Below are 22,972 nucleotides of genomic sequence, written 5' to 3'. Positions count from 1 at the left end.
TCCGTTATTCGTTCTTCAAAATATTAAAACAAATAGTCATGGAATAATTCCATGACTATTTATAATTCGGGATAATTGCTTCATTCCCCATATGTGAACATTGCTCATGTTTATCTACATCACTTAGACCAGTTCGATGGGTTGCATCGTCGGTGTTACGACCTGCAGTTCACCCAATCCACGCACCAGTTTCTTAGCGTACGTTTTCTCCGGTTTCAAAACGGATACCAGGTAGTCAATGGCCAGCTGTGGGTCTACCGTTTCACCACAAGTGTAGCAGTCAATCGCCGCAAACCCTCTTTCAGGATACGTATGAATGGAGAGATGGCTCTCTGACAATAGCACAAGCACTGTCGCTCCTTGTGGCTCAAACTGCTTGGATTGCACGGACATTACTGTCGCACCACATGCCTCTGCAGCTTCAACCAGTTGGGCTTGCAGATACTCTGCACTGTTCAGTAGATCAAAGTCGACACCCCAAACATCAACAGCAACGTGTCTTCCGAAAGTTGAATATTCCATCCTTCGGTTCCCCCTTCCTAGGAATAAAATGTTTGAAAATTTCATCCGCTAGGACCTACGTCATTCACTTCCCGAGGGAAAAACCTCTCGCAACATATAATGTCCTGAGTGAATCCTGGTTCCTATATTCTTTTCAACGAGAATAAAAATAACATCTATTTTAAAGGAATGCAACCCTTTTTTTACAGTTAAACAAATAAATTATTGCCAGCCTAAATGAACGCATTATTCACAAAAAATCCCCTTCGGAACCTGAACCGGCAAGTGCCGGTGATCAGAATCAATAAGGGGATGGATAAAGCATTTATAGTTGTATAAAGGGCGTCTTAAGGTTCGTTAAGCCTCAAGTTCAAAGAGCCGTTTTTGATGTCGAGCAAGTCTTGCATCAATCTGATGAAGCTCTTCAGGAGCTGATGTATGAATCCTAGTATCGAGAAGTGTGTCCACCTCTGCATATAATCGGTTAATTTCACGCTCAACATCTCGAGCCTGGAACTGACGCTGTAATTCAAGCAATGTGTTTTTGTATTCATAGATCAGTCGGGTATTTTCCCCGTTTTGTTCTACAATTTTACGAACAGAGCCTTGAGCATAAACATACGTCATGGTGAATTCTTCATAAATCCGATGAACAACGCCGTCACCCTTAAAGGTCATAAAGAGTTTTCGGACAACGTTGGTCAGATGATGGTTTACCAGACGGCAAGACAACTCACAGATGTAAAACCCTTTCTGACGGTCAAAGGGAAAATGAACTTCCTCTCCACTGACATCTGCAAGCACAATTTCCTGACAACCATTATCAAGCACCTTAATCCGGTGATGAATCCGGCCATCGTCCGACATGCGCAAAAACTGATGCATCTGGGGTTCTGACAATTTAAAAGTGGCATTAACATACTCTGTGGCTAACCGCTGAGCCATACAAATCTCCTCAATTCTTCCCGATTGTTTTGCCTTCCTGCTTATGGGCAGTCATCTCAAAATTCTTCAGGCCGGCAAAGCCGGTATTTTTGTTCCTGTGGCATAAACGCACCTACATTCATTATACACCACCGCCAAACCAATATGCTCCAGAACAAAACAGTGAATTCTCATAAAATCCCATGAAAATACGGATATAATCGATCATTCATTCTTTATTCAGCCAGCTTACTCACTTTTCCGCATTAACATGGCACAATCTGTTGCTCATTCATTCACTTCGCTGATTTCTTCTGGTTCAGATTCGTCCGAAGCAAATTGTCCAATACCTGCGTGGCGTGTGATGATCTCCCATAATTCATCTTTACCCAGTCCTAATTCAGATGAAAACGGTACAAACAAGTCTCCTGGACGCAGATCGAGCGCTTGCTTGATGACTTTGATATGTTTGGCTCTGCGTGTCTTTGGAATCTTGTCCATTTTGGTTGCTACAACTACCAATGGCAATCCGTGATGGCGAAGCCATTCATTCATCATCTTGTCATCCTTGGAGGGTTCATGTCTCATATCCACCATTTGCATGACAAGCTTCAATTCCTTGCGGCCGAGCAGGTACTTCTCCATCATTTTACCCCAGGCAAAGCGCTGCTCTTTGGAAACTTTGGCGTAACCGTAACCCGGAAAATCGACAAAATATAAATCCTGATTAATTTTATAATAGTTCAGCTGCTGCGTTTTACCCGGTGTCGAACTTGTTCGTGCCAGATTTTTGCGGCTAATCAAACGATTAATCAGAGATGATTTGCCCACGTTTGAACGTCCCGCCAAAGCAATCTCCGGCAGGCCATCATCGGGATATTGTTCAGGCCTAACGGCACTGATAATAAATTCGGATTGGTTTACTTTCATCATATATCTATCCTCTCTGGATCTCTTGTTCTTGCATTAGAAGCCAATAAACGTATTATGCCTTGGATCATTGTTCTATCATACCAAAAAAACCGTTCCAGCGGACGCCGAAGCTTCCGCAGAACGGTTCATTCTTCATACGCTCCCTTGGTTAACCGGATCTACAGGTGAATTCCTGTCTGCTCCACGAGTGCATGCTGCAGCACCTGATCCATATGGGCTACTGGGACAAATTCCACATCTTCCTTGATGCTGTCCGGAATGTCCCGCAGGTCCCGTTCGTTATCCTTGGGCAATAATATTTTTTTGTAACCGGCGCGATGTGCTGCCAGTGATTTTTCCTTCAAACCGCCGATAGGTAGCACGCGACCACGCAGCGTAATCTCACCCGTCATCGCAATGTCTTTCGACACATGTTTGTTCGTCAATGCAGAAATCAAAGCTGTAGCCATCGTAATTCCTGCAGAAGGTCCATCCTTAGGAATGGCTCCCTCAGGTACATGGATGTGGATATCATTCTTCTCATGGAAGTCAGCCGGAATGCCTAACTGGGCCGCCTTGGACCGGGTATAACTAAATGCTGCCTGGGCAGATTCCTTCATGACATCACCTAGTTTACCAGTTAATGTCAGTTTCCCTGTTCCAGGTACAACCGTGACCTCAATAACAAGCGTATCTCCACCTACTTCGGTCCATGCTAGCCCGGTTACGGTGCCAATCTGGTCTTCCAGTTCGGCCATGCCGTAACGGAACTTGCCAGGTCCAAGATAGTCCTTGATTTCATCCGGTGTGATAATGATCTGACCTTCCGCACCAGATACGATATTTTTAGCCGCTTTCCGGCATAGTGAAGCCATCTGCTGTTCCAGATTCCGCACGCCAGACTCGCGGGTATATTCACGAATAACACGGAGCAGGCTGTCATCGCCAATCTCCAGCTGTTCTTCTTCCAGACCATGATCACGCTTCTGCTTCGGCAGCAGATAGTTTTTGGCAATCTGCAGTTTCTCGATCTCCGTATACCCAGGAATATTGAGCATCTCCATCCGATCAAGCAGCGGACGAGGAATGTTGTGCACCGTATTGGCGGTTGTAACGAACATGACGTTGGATAAGTCAAAAGGCAGTTCCACAAAGTGATCGCTAAACGTACTATTCTGTTCAGGATCAAGTACCTCAAGCAGCGCTGCAGATGGATCTCCGCGGAAGTCAGATGCCATTTTGTCGATCTCGTCCAGCAGGAAGACGGGATTAAGTGAGCCTGCTGTTTTCATTCCCTGAATGATACGACCAGGCATGGCACCTACATACGTGCGACGGTGTCCACGAATTTCGGCTTCATCCCGCACGCCACCGAGGGAGATTCTTACAAACTCCCGGCCCAGCGATCTTGCGATCGAACGGGCAAGTGACGTTTTCCCCACCCCTGGAGGACCAACCAGGCAGAGAATTGGCCCTTTAAGCTTTTTGACAAGCTTCTGAACCGCCAAATATTCAAGCACACGCTCTTTAGGTTTTTCTAGACCATAATGATCGGCATTCAGCACATCTTCGGCTTTTTGAATATCCAGATCATCCTCTGTCATCTCGCTCCAAGGCAGAGCTAGCAGCCAATCCACATAGTTGCGAATGACCCCGCCCTCAGCGGAGCTGGCAGGCATTTTCTCCAGTCGGTCAATCTCTTTCTCGACCTTCTCCTTGACCTTGTCCGGCAAGCCGAGTTCTTCCATCTGAGTCCGAAGCTCCTCGACCTCACCCGCACGGCCTTCTTTTTCACCCAGTTCTTTCTGGATCGCTTTCATCTGCTCACGCAAATAATATTCCTTCTGGGTTTTCTCCATCTGTTTCTTCACACGCTGGCTGATCTTGCGTTCAAGCTCCAGCACTTCACGCTCATTATTGAGAATGTCGAGAAGTTTCTCCAGACGTTCGCGAACGTCGATGGTCTCCAGAATTTCCTGTTTATCCTTGATCTTCAAGGACAGGTGACTCGTGATCACATCAGCCAATCGGCCGGGTTCTTCAATATCGGACACAGCGGCAAGTGTCTCGGGTGTTACCTTTTTGGACAGATTAATATAATTTTCGAACTGGTTCAGAACCGTACGCATCAGGGCATCCGTCTCCGGATGACTATTCTCTTCTTCAGGCAGTTCCTGTGCCAGCACTTCGTAATATTCCTCGTTGTCCGTATATTCAATGATTTCAGCCCGTTCCAAGCCCTCCACCAGAACACGAATCGTTCCGTTTGGAAGCTTCAGCATTTGTCTGACCTTGGCTACGGTTCCGATTCTGAAAATGTCCTCTTGTGTTGGTTCTTCAATATTTACCTCGGCTTGGGAACATAGGAGAATCAAATGTTCTTCTACCATCGCTTTTTCTAAAGCCTTGACCGATTTCTCCCGGCCCACATCGAGATGCAGTACCATACTCGGGTAGACGAGAAGTCCTCTTAAAGGCAGTAAAGGAAAACGACGACCTTTCGTTTTGCTCGGTCCCATCGCTTTCGCACCTCCAATGGCTCTCAGGTTGTAGTCATTCATTATTCTATCAAATGTTCACATAAAAAACCAATTGAAGGGAAGCGCTTAGCAGCTTCCCGAATCAGTAACCTGTCCCGGACGGGTCAGATCAGCACGTAAAAATGAAGCAGATGCTGGAGGGAAAATCTCTGCAGCGGGTGCTGCTGGCTCATCTGCGTGCTTCAATTGCTCCGCCTGCTGAGAATCAGGCACCCAGGCAAATACCTCACGAAAAACATCCTGAACCGTATCTACCGGAATGACGCGTAATCCATCCAGATTCTCAAAAATGGACTGCCAGTTTTCGGCGGGAATAATAACGGTCTTGGCTCCCGCCTGAAAAGCAGCCTCTACTTTGGCGAGCACACCGCCAATCGGCTTCACCCGGCCATGAATGCTGATTTCCCCAGTCATCGCTGTCTCATGATCAACAGGACGTCCCTGAATAGCCGAGACAATTGCCGTGGCCATCGCAATTCCGGCTGATGGACCGTCAATTGGCGTTCCTCCCGGGAAGTTGATATGCAAGTCATAGTCATTCGGACGAAGTCCCATGGCTTTTAACACGGTGATCACATTTTCAACCGAACCTTTGGCCATGCTTTTTCTCCGGAGTGTTCGCGAACCGCCTCCAATCTCTTCCTCATCCACCACGCCCGTAATATTGATTCGGCCTTGGTCTCTGAGTACAGGCACGGCAGACACTTCGATCTCAAGTATGGTGCCCATATTCGGACCGTATACGGCCAAGCCATTAACAAAACCAATCTGTGGCTGCTGAGGCACCTTGCGATCCGGACGCGGCTGGATTTGGCTGCTGCCAGCAACCCACTCGACATCCGAGGCCTGAAGGGTCTCTCTTTTTTCAGTGAGTGCCAGTCCGGCAGCAAGCTGAATAATATTCACTGCCTCGCGTCCGTTCGTGGCATATCGCTTGACCACTTCAACAGCATCCGGACAAGGGCTGAAGCCGATTTTTTGAACAGCGTCCTCAGCAATTTTCCCGATCTCTTCCGGCAATAATGGTCTGAAGTATACTTCCATGCAGCGCGAACGAAGCGCTGGAGGCAGTTCATGAGGCGAACGTGTCGTCGCTCCGACAAGACGGAAATCCGCTGGCAGGCCATTTTGAAAAATATCGTGGATATAAGCAGGAGTATGCGTGTCTTCCGAGTTATAGTACGCACTTTCCAAAAAGACCTTGCGATCTTCCAGTACTTTGAGTAATTTATTCATTTGAATGGAATGCAATTCACCGATCTCATCGATAAACAACATGCCCCCATGGGCTTTGGTCACGGCTCCCGGTTTCGGTTGAGGAATGCCCGCAACCCCCATGGCACCTGCCCCCTGATATATCGGATCATGTACTGAACCGATTAAGGGGTCGGCAATCCCGCGCTCGTCAAAACGGGCGGTTGTCGCATCCAGCTCCGTAAACTTGGCATCTGGCTTGAACGGTGATGATGGATTTTTTTTGGCTTCCTCCAGGACCACCCTGGCTGCTGCTGTCTTCCCAACTCCGGGAGGCCCATAAATAATTACATGCTGCGGATTTGCACTGCACAAGGCAGCCTTGAGAGCACGCAAGCCATCTTTTTGCCCCACGATATCATTGATGGTAGCTGGCCTTGTCTTCTCTGCGAGTGGTTTCGTAAGTGAAATCGAACGCAATTTACGCAGTTTCTCCAGCTCTTTGCGAGACTCACGCTCGACGGCACTGCGATTGGTTTTCTGGCCCCGAAGCAGATTCCAGAAATACAAACCAATCACCACACCAAAAAATAACTGTATCAACATGAAGACCATGCCTAAATCACCCATATCTCAACATCCTCCTGTTCTTCTGACTGTTCCCTACGGAATCATACTAATACATGGTAGTATAGCCGTTTCACCAACAGGTAAACGGTCCAGGCAGAATTTATGGATGTTAAGACACCAAGAGCCCGTCATTGCTGACGGGCTCTTGGTTAAGCATATATGAAACGATCAGTGCGAGCGTCCAGGAATTACTCCTGTTGTTTCATAGGTTTCGACGATTTTATCGATTTCCTTTTTCAATTCCTCTACCATAATTTCCTCAGGCACTTTACGGATCATCTTACCGTGACGGAACAAGAGACCTTCTCCACGAGCACCGGCAATTCCGATATCCGCTTCTTTTGCCTCACCAGGACCATTCACCGCACATCCCAGTACAGACACTTTAATCGGCACCTTGAGTTTGGAGATATACTCTTCCACCTCGTTCGCAATAGAGAAGAGATCAATGTCCAGACGACCGCAGGTCGGACAGGAAATCAACGTAGCGGCATTCGAAATGAGCCCAAAGGTTTTGAGCAGATCGCGTGCAACCTTGATTTCTTCTACCGGGTCTGCGCTGAGCGAGATCCGCATGGTTGAACCAATACCCATAGAGAGCAGAGCACCCATACCTGCCGAGCTCTTAATTGTGCCCGAGAACAGCGTACCCGCTTCTGTGATTCCCAAGTGCAACGGATACTTAATGATCTGAGCTGCCTTGGAATACGCTTCAATCGCCATCGGTACATCCGACGCTTTCAGTGAAACGATAATATCATGGAAATCGAGTTCTTCCAGAATACCAATGTGATACAATGCACTTTCTACCATAGCATCAGCTGTTGGATATCCGTACTTCTCAAGCAAATGGTTTTCCAGTGAACCGGCGTTAACCCCGATCCGAATGGGAATACCACGTTCCTTACATGCTTTCACGACTTCTTCCACTTTAGCACGTTTACCGATGTTGCCTGGATTAATCCGGACTTTATCGATGCCGTTCTCTATCGCAAGAAGAGCCAGTTTATAGTTAAAGTGAATATCTGCTACAAGCGGAATGTGGATGCGTTTCTTGATTTCTTTAATGGCTGCAGCAGCTTCCTCATTATTTACGGTTACACGTACTATTTGGCATCCTGCCTCTTCCAATCGCAGAATTTCTGCAACGGTAGCCTCAACGTCTGCCGTTTTTGTAGTACACATACTTTGGATAATGACTTCATTACTGCCACCAATCGTTATATTCCCTACTTTTACGGGACGTGTATCTTGTCTTAAATACATGAGTGATTTCTCTCCCCACAACGTCAAAGCTCCACCCTGACAGAGACATGAATTCGCCTTCTGCCAAAGTGGAGAACTGACAAGTCTATATTTCAGAGCTGAGCAAGAGTGCTACCTTCAGTTACGCACTTTCTTCCTGCTTATCGTCCTTCGATTGGCCAAGTTCAGGCACAACTCTTTTCTCAACGACTTCTTCGGTAATCACACAGTTCGTAACATCATCACGTGAAGGCACTTCATACATGATTTCAAGCATGATACCCTCAATGATGGCACGCAAGCCCCGCGCACCTGTGTTACGTTTGATTGCTTCTTTTGCAATCGCGAGCAACGCACCTGGTTCAAACACCAGATTTACATTGTCCAGTTCAAGCAATTTTTGATACTGCTTGGTCAGGGCGTTTTTTGGTTCGGAAAGAATCCGTACCAATGTATCTTCGTCCAGTGGCTCCAAAGTGGAGATGACTGGTAGACGGCCTACAAATTCCGGAATCAGACCAAATTTCAGCAAGTCTTCCGGCAGGACCATACCCAGGTATTCACCCGGTTTGAGGTCTTTTTGTTCCGCAACGGTATTAAAGCCAATAACTTTTTTACCGATCCGGCGTTTGATCATTTGCTCGAGACCATCAAAGGCACCACCACAAATGAACAGGATATTTGTTGTATCAATTTGGATAAATTCCTGATGTGGATGCTTACGCCCACCTTGTGGTGGTACAGAAGCAACCGTTCCTTCCAGGATTTTCAGCAACGCTTGTTGTACCCCTTCACCCGATACGTCACGTGTAATGGACGGGTTCTCGGATTTGCGGGCTACTTTGTCAATTTCATCGATATAAATGATACCGCGCTCTGCTTTTTCCACATCATAGTCAGCAGCTTGAATGAGCTTGAGCAGAATGTTCTCAACGTCTTCACCGACATAACCAGCTTCAGTCAATGAAGTCGCGTCAGCAATAGCAAAAGGAACATTGAGGATTTTGGCCATCGTTTGCGCAAGCAACGTTTTACCGGAACCTGTAGGTCCGAGAAGCAAAATGTTACTCTTTTGCAGTTCAACGTCCTCAATCTTGCTTTGAGTATTAATCCGTTTGTAGTGATTGTAAACCGCTACAGACAAAGACTTCTTCGCTTGATCCTGTCCAATAACATATTGATCCAGAATATCGCGGATTTCTTTTGGTTTCGGTATATCTTTGAGGTCCAGTTCTTCGTCATGACCGAGCTCTTCCTCAACGATTTCGGTGCAAAGTTCGATACATTCATCACAAATGTACACGCCTGGTCCAGCGACCAGCTTGCGCACCTGTTCTTGAGATTTACCGCAAAAAGAGCATTTCAGTTGCCCTTTCTCATCGTTAAATTTAAACATGAAACCACCCCTTTAGGAATTGATCGGTCTGCTGAGCACCTGGTCAATAATGCCGTACGCTTTGGCTTCTTCCGCACTCATGAAAAAGTCACGGTCCGTATCCCGCTCAATTTTCTCAAGGGGCTGACCTGTACGATCGACGTATATTTGATTCAGTTTCTGACGTGTTTTAATAATCCATTCGGCGTGGATTTTAATATCCGCAGCCTGTCCTTGAACGCCGCCAAGCGGTTGGTGAATCATCACTTCGCTATTGGTCAGCGCATATCGTTTACCAGGCGCACCGGCCGTTAACAACAACGAACCCATGCTTGCTGCCATCCCAACGCAAATGGTAGATACATCCGGCTTGATATACTGCATCGTATCGTATATACCCATCCCTGCGGTGACAGAACCACCAGGTGAATTAATGTACAAGCTGATATCCTTCTCAGGATCGTCGGCTGCCAAAAATAAAAGCTGTGCTATGACAAGATTGGCTACATCGTCATCAATCGCACTGGTTAGAAAAATGATGCGATCCTTCAGCAAACGCGAATATATATCGTAAGACCGTTCGCCTCGATTGGTTTGTTCCACAACCATTGGCACCAGACTCATGAGACCAACCTCTTTTCTACATGTAATTAGACATAGGCTACCTGTAAAGCAAACCCAAATTCATTCTAACACGTTCCTGTGACAATGTCATTTTTCACAAGTAGTGTCAAGCATAAGTTAGTTTACTTTTTAGCCTGATCATATTTAACCATGTTTTCTATGTATGTGCAAATCGAAGGAATCCTATGCCGTTTAACCTTATTTTATTTGCATAAGTACATAGGAGCTTGAAACAGCAATAACCCTTCCCAACATTATAACCATCCATATTATTACTGAATCATCTATAAAATGGATGCCATAATTTAAAAATAAGGCACGCAATGATTCACGTGCCTTATCCTTTATTCAGCTGCTTGTTGCCTTACAGCTTGTCTTATTTTTCGTCAGATTCTGCAGCAGCTTCTTCAACAGGAGCTTCAACTGGCTCTACAACTTTGCTGTTCTCAACGAGAACATCGATCGTTTTGCGCAGTTTAACTTCATCGCGAAGGCTGTCGAGGGAACCATTGCCCTCCAGAATGCCACGAATCTCTTCAGCAGGACGCTTGTAGGATTCAGCCATTTTTTCGAGTTCTTGGTTCACTTCTTCGTCAGATACTTCAATGTTTTCCGCTTTACCTACAGCTTCAAGAACGAGGTTGTTGCGAACACGTTTGGAAGCATCTTCTTGCATTTGTCCTCTCAGGTCAGCTTGTGTTTGACCGGAGAAGCTCAGGAACATTTCCAGGTTCATGCCTTGGTTACGCAGGCGGTTGTCAAAATCACGCATCATGTTTTGCACTTCGCTGTCAACCATTGCAGAAGGGATGTCCACTTCAGCATTTTCTGCTACTTTTTCTACTACCGCATTTTCTTGAGCTGCTTTGAACTCATCTGCTTTGCGGGATTCGAGTTGTGTTTTCAGATCAGCTTTGTACTCTTCCAGAGTATCAAATTCGCTGACATCTTTCGCAAACTCATCATCCAGTTCTGGCAGTTGTTTGCGTTTGATTTCGTGTACTTTCACTTTGAATACCGCTTGTTTGCCAGCAAGTTCTGCTGCGTGGTAGCTCTCTGGGAAAGTTACTTCAACGTCTTTGAAGTCGCCTGTGGACAGACCCACAACTTGTTCTTCAAATCCTGGGATGAATGTGTTGGAACCCAGTTCCAAGGAATAACGTTCAGCTTGTCCACCTTCGAATGGTACACCATCAACGGAACCATCGAAGTCGATAACTGCAACGTCACCGTTTTGTGCAGAACCTTCGTCGATTACAACGAGTTCAGCGTGACGTTGTTGAAGACGCTCAAGCTCTTCAGTTACTTCTGCGTCTGTTACTTCGCCTTTAGCTACAGCAACTTCGATTCCTTTGTAGTCACCCAGGGTAACTTCAGGTTTCACCGTTACTTTCGCTTTGAACTTGAATGCTTGTCCTTTAGCGAATTGTTCGATATCTACATCCGGACGATCTACCGGGAAAATATCCGTTTGGTCAATAGCTTCTGTGTAAGCTTCAGGAAGCAAAATGTCGATTGCTTCTTGGTACAAGCTCTCTACACCGAAACGAGCTTCGAAAATTGGACGTGGCACTTTACCTTTACGGAATCCAGGCACGTTCGCTTGTTTTACTACTTTATTAAAAGCTTTGTCGAGTGCTGCAGTTACACGATCTGCACCAACTTCAACTTCAAGAACCCCAAGGTTCTTCTCTATCTTTTCCCAAGTTGCTTTCATTGTATACTTTCCCCTCCAAAATTCACATGTTCACGTAGGCGATCACGTACAAAATAACCATTTTAGTATAAACAAGATTACATTCTTTTTCAAGGGGAATCCCTTGATGCGGTTTGAGGTAAACGTTTCCGGCCCTTATTGGCCCCCCAAACCTGCAGAAACAAACTGCTTCATTGAACGATATGCCTGCTCCAAACGGAAGCGCATCGCTCCAGTTACAGCATACATTGAACGGGTATCTTCTTCGTCGTGGGAGCCTCCCAGACTGTCTGCAACGGTCATATGTAGTGCTGCTGCCCATATATCTGTCATGGAATCATTATCTTCCAGCATGGAATCGTAGTCTCGTGTTCCATACACCGCCATGACAAATTGTATCCAAAGTTCCTGTGCAAAATAAAAGAGTGTCGGTTCGTGAACTTCCGTCTGATCGGCCACTCGCTCGAGAATGCGCACGATCTGAAGCGGAAAATCCTCCGGGCGCAGAGGGACCGTATCAATCTCCACTTCAACCTGCTCTTCCCCTCTTGTAAACGTGATGAAGCCATGCGTACCGCGACGTCGCAAGGTTTGCAACACCCGGAACTGCAACAGTGGATGAAGAGACTTATCGGTCAACCAGCTACTGAGTGCCTCATCGATCTCCGGTAGTTCAAGATAGGCCAGCTGCTCCAATGCAAGCATCGTTTGTTCGGATAGTGGTTCTTCCATTACTGTTCGAAGCAGCTTATCCGCATATCCTTTATCCTGCTCCAGCTTGGACCTGGCGTGCTGACGTGCCATATCTTCCTCACTGATTTCCTCTTCTTCTTGTACATCTGGGGCAATAGAGGAATCTTCCGCATAATGAGGGAACGCAGCTTCAAGCCACTCCAGCAGAGCCCGCCATTCATCATAATGACGTTCTTCCTGTCCCTGACATTGCAGCAAGAAGCGGAGCAGATTCATGGCTTCCCCATATCGCTCGTTTTCAAGCATGACAGTTAATTGAATCTGGTAATAGTCCAGCGTCTTAGGAAACAGAACAATATTGTTACTGTGCTCGTTTTCCGGGGTCGTGGATTCCTTGATAGGAGCACCTCCTCTATATCCTCAATCTCCGTCGGAATCAACCATAAATAGATGTATATTAAACGAATGTCGATCTATTTTCTGAGTTCTCCTGATATTCTAACATAACCTTAAATATAATGAAAAAAACGTCCCCTGTCGCCAAACATCATATACGAATAAGTTATTTAAATAAAATGTTTGATATTCATCATTATTTATGATAAAATCATTTTTGCTTGAAAAAATTCATGTCTCAGTAGCTCAGCTGGATAGAGCAACGGCCTTCTAAGCCGTCGGTCGGGGGTTCGAATCCCTTCTGGGACGTATTAAGAAAGAGCTTCCTTCGGGAAGCTTTTTTTTGCGTTCTGGGGATGGTTCGTCGAAGCATCCTCTTCGATAGCACTACTTCGCAGTCTCGACTGCAAGGAGAGTATCCCTTCTGGGACGTATTAAAAAATAGCTTCCTTCGGGAAGCTATTTTTACGTTCAGGGGATATGCTCGCCCAACTTCGTTGCTCAATGTTGACACCGAATGTTATGCTTGTTGGTACACGTATGTATCAAAGTATACATATTAGAAAAAATAAATAACAGGAGATTAACTATGCCATCCTCTTTACATCAACATTCGCCTGATCATGCAGTTGCGGATAACTCTACAGCGTCCGTGAAACTCGGACTTCTCCTTACAGGCATCATCCTGATTGCAGCCACGATGCGGTCGCCCATTACAGCGGCTGGGCCTATCGTTGATTTAATTCGTGCCGATACAGGGATAAGTCATACGATGGCGGGATTGCTCACTTCACTGCCACTGCTTGCTTTTGCTGCAATTTCCCCCTTTGCTCCGCAGTTGGCAAAAAGATTCGGTTTGGAGGCCGCACTTCTGACCGCTATCATTATTGTAACGTGTGGTATTGCACTGCGTTTTTTGCCGTCTGTCCCTGCACTTTTTGCAGGCACAGCCATCCTCGGATGTGGAATTGCACTAAGTAACGTTTTACTCCCCAGTTTGATTAAACGGGATTTTCCATTACGCGTAGGACTGGTTACTGGTCTATACTCCGTATCCATGAATATATGGGGTGCCATCGCCTCGGGAATTAGCGTTCCGGCAGCAGGATTCACCTCCATGGGTTGGCATGCTTCACTTGGAATGTGGGCTGTGCTCTCCATCCTGGCTCTTATCTTGTGGCTGCCTCACGTTCGTAACGGACGCCGCGGAGAAGTCTATGTAGCATCTCGGAATACCGAGAAACCGGTACGACTCATCTCCTCTTCACTCGCTTGGTATATCACGCTGTTTATGGGATTACAATCGTTGATTTTTTACTCGACCATTACCTGGCTGCCCGAAATTTTGTCTACGCAGGGTTTTAACCCATCTTCTGCAGGATTGATGTTATCCATGATGCAGATGGTCAGCGTTCCAGTGACGTTCGTTATCCCCATCCTGGCTGGGCGGATGAAGGATCAACGCGTGCTGACAGCTATCACCTGTACGTGTCTCATATTGGGGTATGCGTTCCTCTTAAGCGGCATCTCCTCACTGGTTACTGTTGGTGTGGTTCTCGCTGGTATTGGTGGCGGAGCTTCATTCGGTCTGGTTACGATGTTCTTTGTGCTTCGGACTGCGGACGCCAGACAAGCAGCAGGATTATCGGGAATGGCTCAATCCTTCGGGTATATGCTGGCAGCGGGAGGCCCCTTGTTGTTCGGACTAATTCATGACTGGACGCATGGCTGGACCATTCCATTGCTTTTGCAGGTTGCACTCGCCATCGTATTGCTGATTACAGGTATCATGGCCAGTAAAAATCGATTAATTGGTGATTCAAAATAAAATTTTGATTCGATGTGCAGATCTTTTTGGTTTTGCTCTCCTTGTGATGACAGGATAAAACACCAGTCACTGTAAGGAGAGTCTTTTATATCAACAAGTATATGCAGTATTGCCAATCAGAATAAATACTTCAGGTAACCAACAGTTTATTAAAAAATCCAAAACAAGAGGCCTTCACCCTACTAAATCAGGATGAAGGCCTCTTAAGAGAAAGAACAAAGTTCTATACATATACTTCACTCAACGTGTATAGATAGTTTATTAAGCCTGCTATCTTACATGAATCTTATAATTGGACTTACTTGACCTTTACAGTAATCGTTTCGGTACTGGTAATACCAGCTGAGTTACTTAACTCGGCACGATACTTATACGTGCCTGAAGAGCGTCCAGATATCGTACTAACCGCACTTTGCGCATATGGTGTAGCCGCATTGAGTGCTTGGGTATCAATTAACTGATCATTTTCGTAAAGGCGGTACTCCGTAGCGTTGGTTCCCCACCATAAGTTCATGGTGACCTTATAATTACCATCGCCATCCCAATTGTCCTGAGAAAGTACTGCCTTGCCAGGAGATGCATTGGTAACCCTCACAGTCAGCGTTTGACTCCGTGTTGTTCCCTTGTCATTCGTTAGCTCAGCTACATACGTATATGTGCCGTTTGTTTTTCCTGTAATCTTCGTCTGAGCAAACTGTGCCATAGGCGCATTGTATGTCAACTTCTGCGTGTCAATCAATACTCCGTCTTCATAAAGTTTATAGCTGGTCGCATTTTCGCCCCACCATAAGTTCATGCTCACGGTATAGGAGCCTTCGAGCAGACCATTAGCATGTCCATTATTGTGAGAAAGTACAGGCGTGCCAGGTGCTTTGGTAGCTGGAGTCTCCGGTTCAGGCTCCGTAGATTCCAAGCTCAACAATGTGTTGGCTGTACCTAAAAGCCCCTGCTGGTCCTTCACCGTCAGTTCAACGACATATTCGCCGGATTCAATGTCCTCTAAACCAAGACCAAAGCTACCATCCTGTTGTATTTCAAAGTCACCCTCTTTAACAATCGAATCATCCTCTTTTTTCACAACATACGATGCTTCGAGGGATGCTGCAGGGTCAAACTCAATGTTCCACCCTTCTTGGAGCGCAGGAGCGACAACGAAGTACAAATCTTCCACGTTTCCGTTAATAACTGCAGACTCATCGTTTTTAAATTCCAGCTTCTCTGGAGCAGTTACCACTGGTGCTTCTGTTTTCACCAAAAAAGGAGGAGTATCTTCTACATACGTTTTTCCGTCTGTACCTAAAACAGTGATATCAACGGTGTACAAACCATCTGGTATTTTCGTTGCTTCTTCTGTTTCGTAATCCAAGTAATTTCCGGTCCAAGCCAGGTTATATCGGGTATTGGCATTAAAGTTGTAGTAATTTCCAAAGATACTTCCAATGTACCCATCCTGATAGAAACCACCTTCTGGGTTGAGACCATCAAAAATTTCAATAAGTGCAAAATTCATTGGATTATGGAATTCCATAAATACATCAAGCGTATCCAGCGTGCCATCTTCCTTCAATGGATAATGGAATGGATTTGTCTCATTACCATACTTCGTTTCAATGTATTTAACGCCAGCCTCTGTAACATTGAAGTGAGCCACGTACGGTAAGCTGTATGTTTTCGCTCCATGACTTAACTGAAGATACCCTTGGGCTTCTCCAACAGTAGTCACGCCTTTTGGAACCGTAATCGTTACCGTTACCTCTTCTTCTCCATTCAATTCAAAGGATGCCTTATCAACGGAAACCGAGACACCATTAATGGTACGAGTAGGATTAACAGATACAGAATATTCCCCGCCTGTTCCTTTTAGTGACTGAACTTTAAGCGTTTTGCTGACCGTTTTTTCGTCTGTACTTAGGAAGTTGCCGAAATTGACACTACCTGTAATGTTTTCTTTTTCTACTGCCTCGCCGTTTTCAGTATATTTCGTGACATCCATGACTTTAACAAAAGTCTCAGGATCAATCGTCTCTGTGGCCTGTATACGTCCAGCACCTTGATCGAACACATCATAATTCTCTGTATTCAGTACTTTGGCATTGTTCATAAGGGCAACTTTGATATCGAAAGGTGTCCAATCCGGATGTTTTTCGATCAGCAATGCAATCAGCCCGGCTACATGCGGAGTCGCCATGCTTGTTCCTGATTTACGTCCATACGCTTGATCGTAATCCGCTTCAGGCTCATCCTTGCCATACGCAGGAATGGTTGACAGGATGCTAGTTCCTGGTGCAACAATGTCCGGTTTAATGTCCAGTGTTACCTTGGCTGGTCCTCGGGAACTTGAGGAGTTCATCTCATCTCCCTCTGTCATGTCTTTGACGAAATCACTGAAGCTGACTTCAACACCTTGACCAGCGTCGAGCTGCGCCTTGATAGCTTCTCCATCTTCCTTGCTCATGCTCAGGGTAGGGATAAATTCAAAATCATCGCCCAAACTAACGCCAATTGGCCCAGGAATGTTATTGTAAACAATAACAGCAATCGCCCCAGCCGCTTTGGCATTGGCAATCTTATCAACGAAAGCCAGCTCCCCGCGCTGGATGAAAGCAACCTTGCCGTTCATATCTTTTCCTTCAAAATCAGTTGGTTTGCCCAAGCCGGCGTACACCAAATCGTATTGTCCATTCAAAACCGTTTCCGGATCCTCCGCTAGATTCCAGCCCATCACATCCAGGCGATAGACTGACTCTGTAACGGTTAGTGGATTGGTGTCCGTTTCAGTTGGAGCTGCGACTTCCTCCTCTTCAGCAGGTGCTGCTTCTTCCGTACTAGGAATAGTTGTATCTTGTGTTGTTTCCAAAGTAGTCTCTGCTTGCTCTACTTGTGGCAACGCATCTTCGCCTAATGATTCAGGCTTTTCAACGGTTGGCTCTTCTTCATCTGGTGTGCTAGCAGGAATGTCTTCCTCTGGATTTTCTGGAGCTTCAGTTCCTGGTGCTACTCCAAGTTCAGGTGATTGCTCAACCTCAGGTGCAGGCAATTCTTCAGGTAGTGTACCTTCACCTTCCTCATCGATCCAAAAATGTGTGTCGGCTGTGATCATCTGACTAGGGCCCGTAGAGTTACCGACCGTGATTGCCATAGCCGATGCTCCCGGAGAACCTAGGGTGTAACGGTTCGGGCCTTCGTTACCACTTGCTACCACTGCAGTCACACCTGACAGCATGGCATTATTGAGGGCAACCGAAGTAATGTAACTTGGATCATTTGCTAAATTCCCCAGTGAGAGATTGATGATGTCCATACCATCTTTGACCGAGCGATCAATTCCGCCCAGGACCCAAGCGGTTTGTCCACTGCCATAAGGCCCTAATACGCGGTAAGCATAGATTTCAGCTTCAGGAGCAATACCAATCACCCCATAATCTCCAGCTTCACGAGCGGCAATTGTTCCTGCTACGTGAGTACCGTGGGATGTATAGTAGGAACTGCCTTTTTCGTTAAACTCGGGCTGTTCAGACACCTTCCACTCTTCTCTTGTTGCTTCATAAGGATCTTCATCATTATCCACAAAATCCCATCCACCCTTATAACCTTCTGTTAGATTAGGGTGCTTGTAGTCGATCCCTGTATCAATAACGCCGACTTTGATACCATTTCCTTTGTAACCCAAATCCCATACTTCCGGGGCACCAATAAACGGAGCTGTATCCTTCATATAGGGATTAACTTCATCATTCTCTGGCGTTAACGCGATTTCAAGGTTAGGATACACACTGACCACACCTGGTATGCGAAGCAACTGTCCCATCTGGCTTCCATTCACTTCAATGGCTACACCATTCAGGGCATATGCGTACTTTTCCAATACTTCGTGATTGATTTTGTTCTGAGTGAGGCTATGTACAAATGACTGTTGTTGTTGTTCGACCTTCGTCACAGCATTTGTTTCCATAGAGGAGGTAAATGACTTTCCTGAGAGGGTTGATTCGCCTTGCGCTACAGCTACGGGTTTGTTTGAGAGTTCAACGATCACTCTTGTTTTCTCTCCACCTAGACCTTCCAGCCTCTGATCCAAAAAAGGTTTTGCGGCAAGTTTCTCTTCCCGCTGGTCGAGAATCTCTCTCCACTGCTCGGCTTCAGCCTTGGTAGGCAAATTCCTGTCAAGCTGTACTTCTGCTGGAGCGGCTCCAGCCGCAGGCATGATGATGGAAAAGATCATAAGGACACTTAATAGCATGGATATCAATCGTTTATTCAAGGCGATGCCCCTCCTTCTTAATATGAATACCTCACCAATCACTGGGGTCTTGTCCCGAACAAGTACTGCAATACTTGTATAATGTCACCATCCCTTCCGCAAGAAGTTTGACCCATGGTAAATTATTCTACTAAATCATCACAATTCCCTTCTAAATAATTACAGATATGATATAAAAATTACTTATATGGTTCTTGAGTAAGAGGAAAATAAGAAAATTGTATTTATTTGTCGATGAAGATATTGAATTTTAAACTAGTTCATAGGAAAAAAGACCACAATCCTCATTGAAGCATGAGAATCATGATCTCTGCAAGATACAGACATTAAAGAGTAATGACCTTTTAAATTTCATTTAACAAAGTAAATGATACATTCACTTTACTTATCCAGTTTTACAGCCTCCACTCGCAAACGCTTATAATCCGCATAGATGGCATCACCTTTCCAGAGCTTGGGTACTACCATTTTACTCGTTTCAAGGCAAATTTCCTCAATTTGTTCCTTGCTTAGACCAGCAAAATAGTCCCCTCCAAAATGAGCTAACCACCCCTCAATACCCTTCTCCCCATCTTGAAGCTGGGTAGGACGATCGTAATGATAGGCCTGCCGAACCAGGAATCCCTTCTCTTCCAAGAGGGAGCTGTACTCACCGATTGTTGGAAAGTACCAGGGATTGCGATCTGCAGCATGAATTCCTGTCTTTTGTTCGAGCACCGTCTCCAGTGCAGTTACTATGGTCTGAACGTTACCCTTTCCACCAAACTCCACGACGAGGCGTCCGCCAGGCTTTAGTGCATTCCATATGCTTTCTACGACAAGTTCAGGGGACTTCATCCAGTGTAATGCCGCGTTGGAGAAGACAGCATCATAGGGTTTGCTGGCCTCGAATCGGTGTCCGTCCCCTTCCACGAATGTGATTTCTGGGAACTTCTCTCTTGCCCGCTGTATCATGTCCGGAGAGGCATCCATGCCAACCACCTCTGCTTGTGACAAGGCGATTTCGTGTGTCAAATCACCTGTCCCACAGCCTAAATCGAGAATCCGTTCTCCCTTTTGAGGTTGAAGCCATGAAATTAAACTTTTTCCGTATCCCGATACAAAGGCCAATTTGTGATCATACTCCTCTGCCTGCCATTGGTTGATTGATTTCATTGATACCACCGTCGCTTTCGTAATGATAAGTTTATTGTGGCACATCCGGACTTATTATTTAAATATATAATTTCTATTCCATTAATAGTTATAACCTATAAACCTCTGTCCCAGAAGGATACTCTCCTTCTCGTCGAGGCTGCGAAGTAATCCTCTCGAAGCTTAGCCTCCGACGAACCTCTGGGGGTTCTCATCCCCTGAACGTAAAAAAAGCTTCGCGTAGGAAGCTTTCTTGAACGTCCCAGGAGGGATACTCTCCTTCCAGTCGAGACTGCGAAGGAATCCTCCCGATGCTTATCCTCCGACGAACCATGGGGGTTCTCATCCCCTGAACGTAAAAAAAGCTTCCCGTAGGAAGCTTTCTTGAACGTCCCAGGAGGGATTCGAACCCCCGACCGACGGCTTAGAAGGCCGTTGCTCTATCCTGCTGAGCTACTGAGACAAGTATGTATAAATAAAATTTTTGGCGCGATTTCTATTATACTCGGTTTTCTATATTTTTCAATACTTTTATAAAAAAATTAATAAGTTGCATCCAGTTACATTCATTTACGTATAATTTCATACGCTGCTCAACCGATCGAATACGATCTGGATTCGCAGGCAATATTGTTGATGGCAGGGTTTATACCCCATATACACCATACGGAACATAGACTATTCATTGTCAGCTTGGCTGGGTAATCTTTTGCATACATACCTTTACACCTAAATTCATTCAAAGAAGGAGAGAATTGTTATGAGACAGCTTTTGTCCGCCTTATCCTATTTCAGTATTTTCTTCGCTCCTTTTCTGTTCCCGATTATCATTTGGATTGTTGCGCGGGACAATTATATTGAGGGACACGCCAAACGGGCCTTGTTTTCACACGTTTTCCCGTTTCTCGCTGCCATTCCCCTCTTTTATTTCTTCGTTACCTCTCAGAGCATTGGAGGCGCCATCGGTTATGTCATTCTGTTCTTTGTTATTTATGGATTAAGCTTTATTTATAATATCGTCAAAGGGATTCAAGTCCTTCGTGAGTATGCGTGACTTCTACACCATCCTTACCATTAGATTACATGCAGAAACCCGCCGTTTCCAAAAAAACGGCGGGTTCTTCATTCCGGTTACTTGTTTCCCTTACGCCATGGATTTCTAAGCGTAGGACGCTTGCTGTTAACGGCGAGCACTTCCCCGGCAAACTCGGTATGATGCGCGTAAAGGTTTCCTTTGTTTTTCTTGAACTTGGAAGCCATTGCTATCACCTCCCCGGAACTTGGTTGTAGTATGCTCCGGGTTAGCTCCATTATCCATGCTGGAAGATGATTACGCCTGACCAACTAAGTAACGTTGAAGGGTTGGACCGAGCAGCCCAAACGCAAACAATTCACTTTGGAATCGGGCTTTATCCTCTCCTGCGGTTATACCTTCACTGTTCTGAAACGCTGTCTCCGTTGCATCCTCAAAGGCAGTGTGCATATTGTTGTTGTACCAATCCAGAACAGCATCCGAATGGTTGCGTACAATTCTTACCACTTCCAATGTGCTTCCAGGCTGTGTTGCCGCTACATATACTAATAAAGAAGGATCTCCTGCGTTTGCTGGCTGTACCTCCACTTCTGCACAAGACAATCCATCCACCTCGGTTAATCTACGGATCTTGGCATCCTGAATTGCATACATTGTTATCGCTCCTTATCATTTCATATACTTTGTTCGATCTCTCGTCTTGTCTCCGGTGTTCCCAAACGGTAAATCTCTTGATACACCTGCTGTATAGCAGCTTCATATGCCCGATTCACCGATTCTTCAGGTGTATCCGGCCACGGGAATACCATTCCTGGAAAGGCCTCTTCCTCTTTTTCCTGCATCAGGTTGAGGAATCCCATTAAATGGTCAACTTCCTGAGGTGTCGCCTGAATAACCCATTCATAAGCAGCTGCGTGCTGATCCTGTAAAACGGAACGTCCACCCACAGAAACATAATAGGTTGTTTTGTCCACAGTCCATTCTCTCCTTCACAGGCATGCTGAGGCCGTTGTTCCTAGACATAGTTTCCGAAGAGGACAGACATTTTATGCCTGCTTTCGGCATATATTTGTTACGACTTCTGACGAAAAAGACAACATTCGCTGGCTCCATGCCATGCAACACTCAACAGGATCAACGAATCGACTAAGAAAGGATGAACAACCATGTGCGGTATAACCGGCTTCATACAGTGGAATCGGGATTTGACCCAGGAATCGGAACTGCTGCTCCGAATGACGGACAGTTTGTCGAACCGGGGGCCCGACGCTTCAGGTACATGGATCTCCAATCCTTGTGCATTTGGACATCGCCGGCTCAGCGTAATGGACCCGGAGAACGGGGCTCAGCCCATGCATGCGTTACAGGGAGACACCTCCTATACCGTCGTGTATAACGGAGAACTATACAATGCACCCGAATTGAAAAAAGAGCTGCTTCAACGGGGGCACCATTTCCGTACGCAATGTGATACGGAAGTTCTGCTCGCCTCTTATATCGAATGGGGACCGGCATGTGTAGACCGTTTTAATGGCATTTTTGCTTTTGCCATCTGGGATGGAGGACGCGAACAGGTCTTCATGGCACGTGACCGCCTTGGCGTCAAACCATTGTTTTACAGCAATGCAAAAGACGCTCTCGTATTCGGCTCCGAACCCAAATCACTTTTGCTTCACCCGGATGTCGAAGCTGCTGTGGGCCCCGAGGGCCTGGCAGAAGTATTTATCGTAGGTCCAGCCAGGACGCCTGGACACGGTGTCTATTCCTCGTTGAATGAACTCAAACCAGCACATGCGCTCATCTTCAACCGGAATGGAATCCGAACCTACGCTTATTGGAAGTTGGATAGCCAGCCTCACGAGCATGATCTGGATGAGACTGCCGCAGAGGTAAGACGTCTGCTGCAGGATACGCTCGAGCGTCAGCTCGCTTCAGATGTTCCAGTCTGCTCCCTTCTGTCAGGGGGCCTCGACTCCAGTGCCCTGTCTG

The 22,972-nt window shown here is 46.0% G+C and carries 18 protein-coding genes and 2 tRNA genes; 4 read left to right on the top strand and 16 right to left on the bottom strand.

Features of this window, described 5'->3' with window-relative positions; genetic code table 11:
* Window positions 1–123: 123 nt before the first annotated feature.
* The 10 genes from speD to CHH60_RS23390 form a co-directional block, all read right to left on the bottom strand.
* On the bottom strand, window positions 124–522 hold the full coding sequence (gene speD / locus CHH60_RS23435; protein ID WP_095293297.1) for an adenosylmethionine decarboxylase: 399 nt from the start codon (window positions 520–522) through the stop codon (window positions 124–126).
* Window positions 523–858: 336 nt separating this feature from the next.
* Window positions 859–1,446, bottom strand: coding sequence for a non-ribosomal peptide synthetase module (locus tag CHH60_RS23430; protein WP_095361416.1), 588 nt, complete (start codon window positions 1,444–1,446; stop codon window positions 859–861).
* 267 nt (window positions 1,447–1,713) lie between these two features.
* Window positions 1,714–2,355, bottom strand: coding sequence for a ribosome biogenesis GTP-binding protein YihA/YsxC (gene yihA, locus CHH60_RS23425; RefSeq protein ID WP_095361442.1), 642 nt, complete (start codon window positions 2,353–2,355; stop codon window positions 1,714–1,716).
* A 161-nt stretch (window positions 2,356–2,516) separates the two neighbouring features.
* A complete protein-coding gene (gene lon, locus CHH60_RS23420) occupies window positions 2,517–4,856 on the bottom strand; it encodes an endopeptidase La (RefSeq protein ID WP_095361415.1) in 2,340 nt (779 codons plus the stop codon).
* An 87-nt stretch (window positions 4,857–4,943) separates the two neighbouring features.
* Window positions 4,944–6,701 carry an ATP-dependent protease LonB gene (gene lonB / locus CHH60_RS23415; protein WP_095361414.1) on the bottom strand — a complete coding sequence of 586 codons (1,758 nt, stop codon included), beginning with the start codon at window positions 6,699–6,701 and terminating at the stop codon, window positions 4,944–4,946.
* Window positions 6,702–6,869: 168 nt separating this feature from the next.
* Complete coding sequence (ispG, locus tag CHH60_RS23410) at window positions 6,870–7,967, bottom strand: flavodoxin-dependent (E)-4-hydroxy-3-methylbut-2-enyl-diphosphate synthase (protein WP_095293293.1); 1,098 nt, start codon at window positions 7,965–7,967, stop codon at window positions 6,870–6,872.
* Between the two features lie 121 nt (window positions 7,968–8,088).
* Entirely contained in the window at window positions 8,089–9,342 is a 1,254-nt protein-coding gene (gene clpX / locus CHH60_RS23405; RefSeq protein WP_095361413.1) for an ATP-dependent protease ATP-binding subunit ClpX, read from the bottom strand.
* 12 nt (window positions 9,343–9,354) lie between these two features.
* Window positions 9,355–9,945, bottom strand: coding sequence for an ATP-dependent Clp endopeptidase proteolytic subunit ClpP (gene clpP, locus CHH60_RS23400; protein WP_091001992.1), 591 nt, complete (start codon window positions 9,943–9,945; stop codon window positions 9,355–9,357).
* Between the two features lie 376 nt (window positions 9,946–10,321).
* Complete coding sequence (gene tig, locus CHH60_RS23395; RefSeq protein ID WP_095361412.1) at window positions 10,322–11,662, bottom strand: trigger factor; 1,341 nt, start codon at window positions 11,660–11,662, stop codon at window positions 10,322–10,324.
* A gap of 135 nt (window positions 11,663–11,797) precedes the next feature.
* Window positions 11,798–12,640 (bottom strand): hypothetical protein, encoded by an 843-nt coding sequence (locus tag CHH60_RS23390; RefSeq protein ID WP_095361411.1) that lies wholly within the window; start codon window positions 12,638–12,640, stop codon window positions 11,798–11,800.
* A 325-nt stretch (window positions 12,641–12,965) separates the two neighbouring features.
* Here CHH60_RS23390 and CHH60_RS23385 point away from each other — a divergent pair.
* Both CHH60_RS23385 and CHH60_RS23380 read left to right on the top strand, forming a co-directional pair.
* Window positions 12,966–13,039, top strand: a tRNA-Arg gene (locus CHH60_RS23385).
* 280 nt (window positions 13,040–13,319) lie between these two features.
* The gene (locus CHH60_RS23380; protein WP_095361410.1) at window positions 13,320–14,558 is read left to right on the top strand and encodes a CynX/NimT family MFS transporter; all 1,239 of its coding nucleotides are present in this window, start codon (window positions 13,320–13,322) and stop codon (window positions 14,556–14,558) included.
* A 298-nt stretch (window positions 14,559–14,856) separates the two neighbouring features.
* Here CHH60_RS23380 and CHH60_RS23375 read toward each other — a convergent pair whose 3' ends face one another.
* From CHH60_RS23375 to CHH60_RS23365, 3 genes are all read right to left on the bottom strand, one after another.
* Window positions 14,857–18,816: a S8 family serine peptidase gene (locus CHH60_RS23375; RefSeq protein WP_095361409.1), complete on the bottom strand. Its 3,960-nt coding sequence runs from the start codon at window positions 18,814–18,816 to the stop codon at window positions 14,857–14,859.
* A gap of 381 nt (window positions 18,817–19,197) precedes the next feature.
* Window positions 19,198–19,971 (bottom strand): class I SAM-dependent methyltransferase, encoded by a 774-nt coding sequence (locus tag CHH60_RS23370; protein ID WP_095361408.1) that lies wholly within the window; start codon window positions 19,969–19,971, stop codon window positions 19,198–19,200.
* A 368-nt stretch (window positions 19,972–20,339) separates the two neighbouring features.
* Window positions 20,340–20,413, bottom strand: a tRNA-Arg gene (locus tag CHH60_RS23365).
* Between the two features lie 297 nt (window positions 20,414–20,710).
* Between CHH60_RS23365 and CHH60_RS23360 the strand changes: the two genes are divergently transcribed.
* Window positions 20,711–21,004: a DUF4870 domain-containing protein gene (locus CHH60_RS23360; protein WP_095293284.1), complete on the top strand. Its 294-nt coding sequence runs from the start codon at window positions 20,711–20,713 to the stop codon at window positions 21,002–21,004.
* A gap of 77 nt (window positions 21,005–21,081) precedes the next feature.
* On the opposite strand, the gene CHH60_RS30390 is transcribed toward CHH60_RS23360, so the two are convergent.
* The 3 genes from CHH60_RS30390 to CHH60_RS23350 form a co-directional block, all read right to left on the bottom strand.
* Window positions 21,082–21,210: a hypothetical protein gene (locus CHH60_RS30390; RefSeq protein WP_255248063.1), complete on the bottom strand. Its 129-nt coding sequence runs from the start codon at window positions 21,208–21,210 to the stop codon at window positions 21,082–21,084.
* Between the two features lie 70 nt (window positions 21,211–21,280).
* Window positions 21,281–21,637, bottom strand: coding sequence for a hypothetical protein (locus CHH60_RS23355; protein ID WP_095361407.1), 357 nt, complete (start codon window positions 21,635–21,637; stop codon window positions 21,281–21,283).
* Window positions 21,638–21,657: 20 nt separating this feature from the next.
* Window positions 21,658–21,957, bottom strand: a complete 300-nt coding sequence (locus tag CHH60_RS23350) for a hypothetical protein (RefSeq protein WP_095361406.1) — start codon at window positions 21,955–21,957, stop codon at window positions 21,658–21,660.
* Window positions 21,958–22,149: 192 nt separating this feature from the next.
* On the opposite strand from CHH60_RS23350, the gene asnB reads away from it, so the two are divergent.
* A partial coding sequence (gene asnB, locus CHH60_RS23345) for an asparagine synthase (glutamine-hydrolyzing) (RefSeq protein WP_095361405.1) occupies window positions 22,150–22,972 on the top strand: 823 nt, incomplete at its 3' end.

The sequence above is a fragment of the Paenibacillus sp. 7523-1 genome, assembly GCF_002276415.1.
GTDB classification, from domain to species: Bacteria; Bacillota; Bacilli; order Paenibacillales; family Paenibacillaceae; genus Paenibacillus; species Paenibacillus illinoisensis_A.
This window is presented reverse-complemented; position numbering and strand designations above follow the sequence as displayed.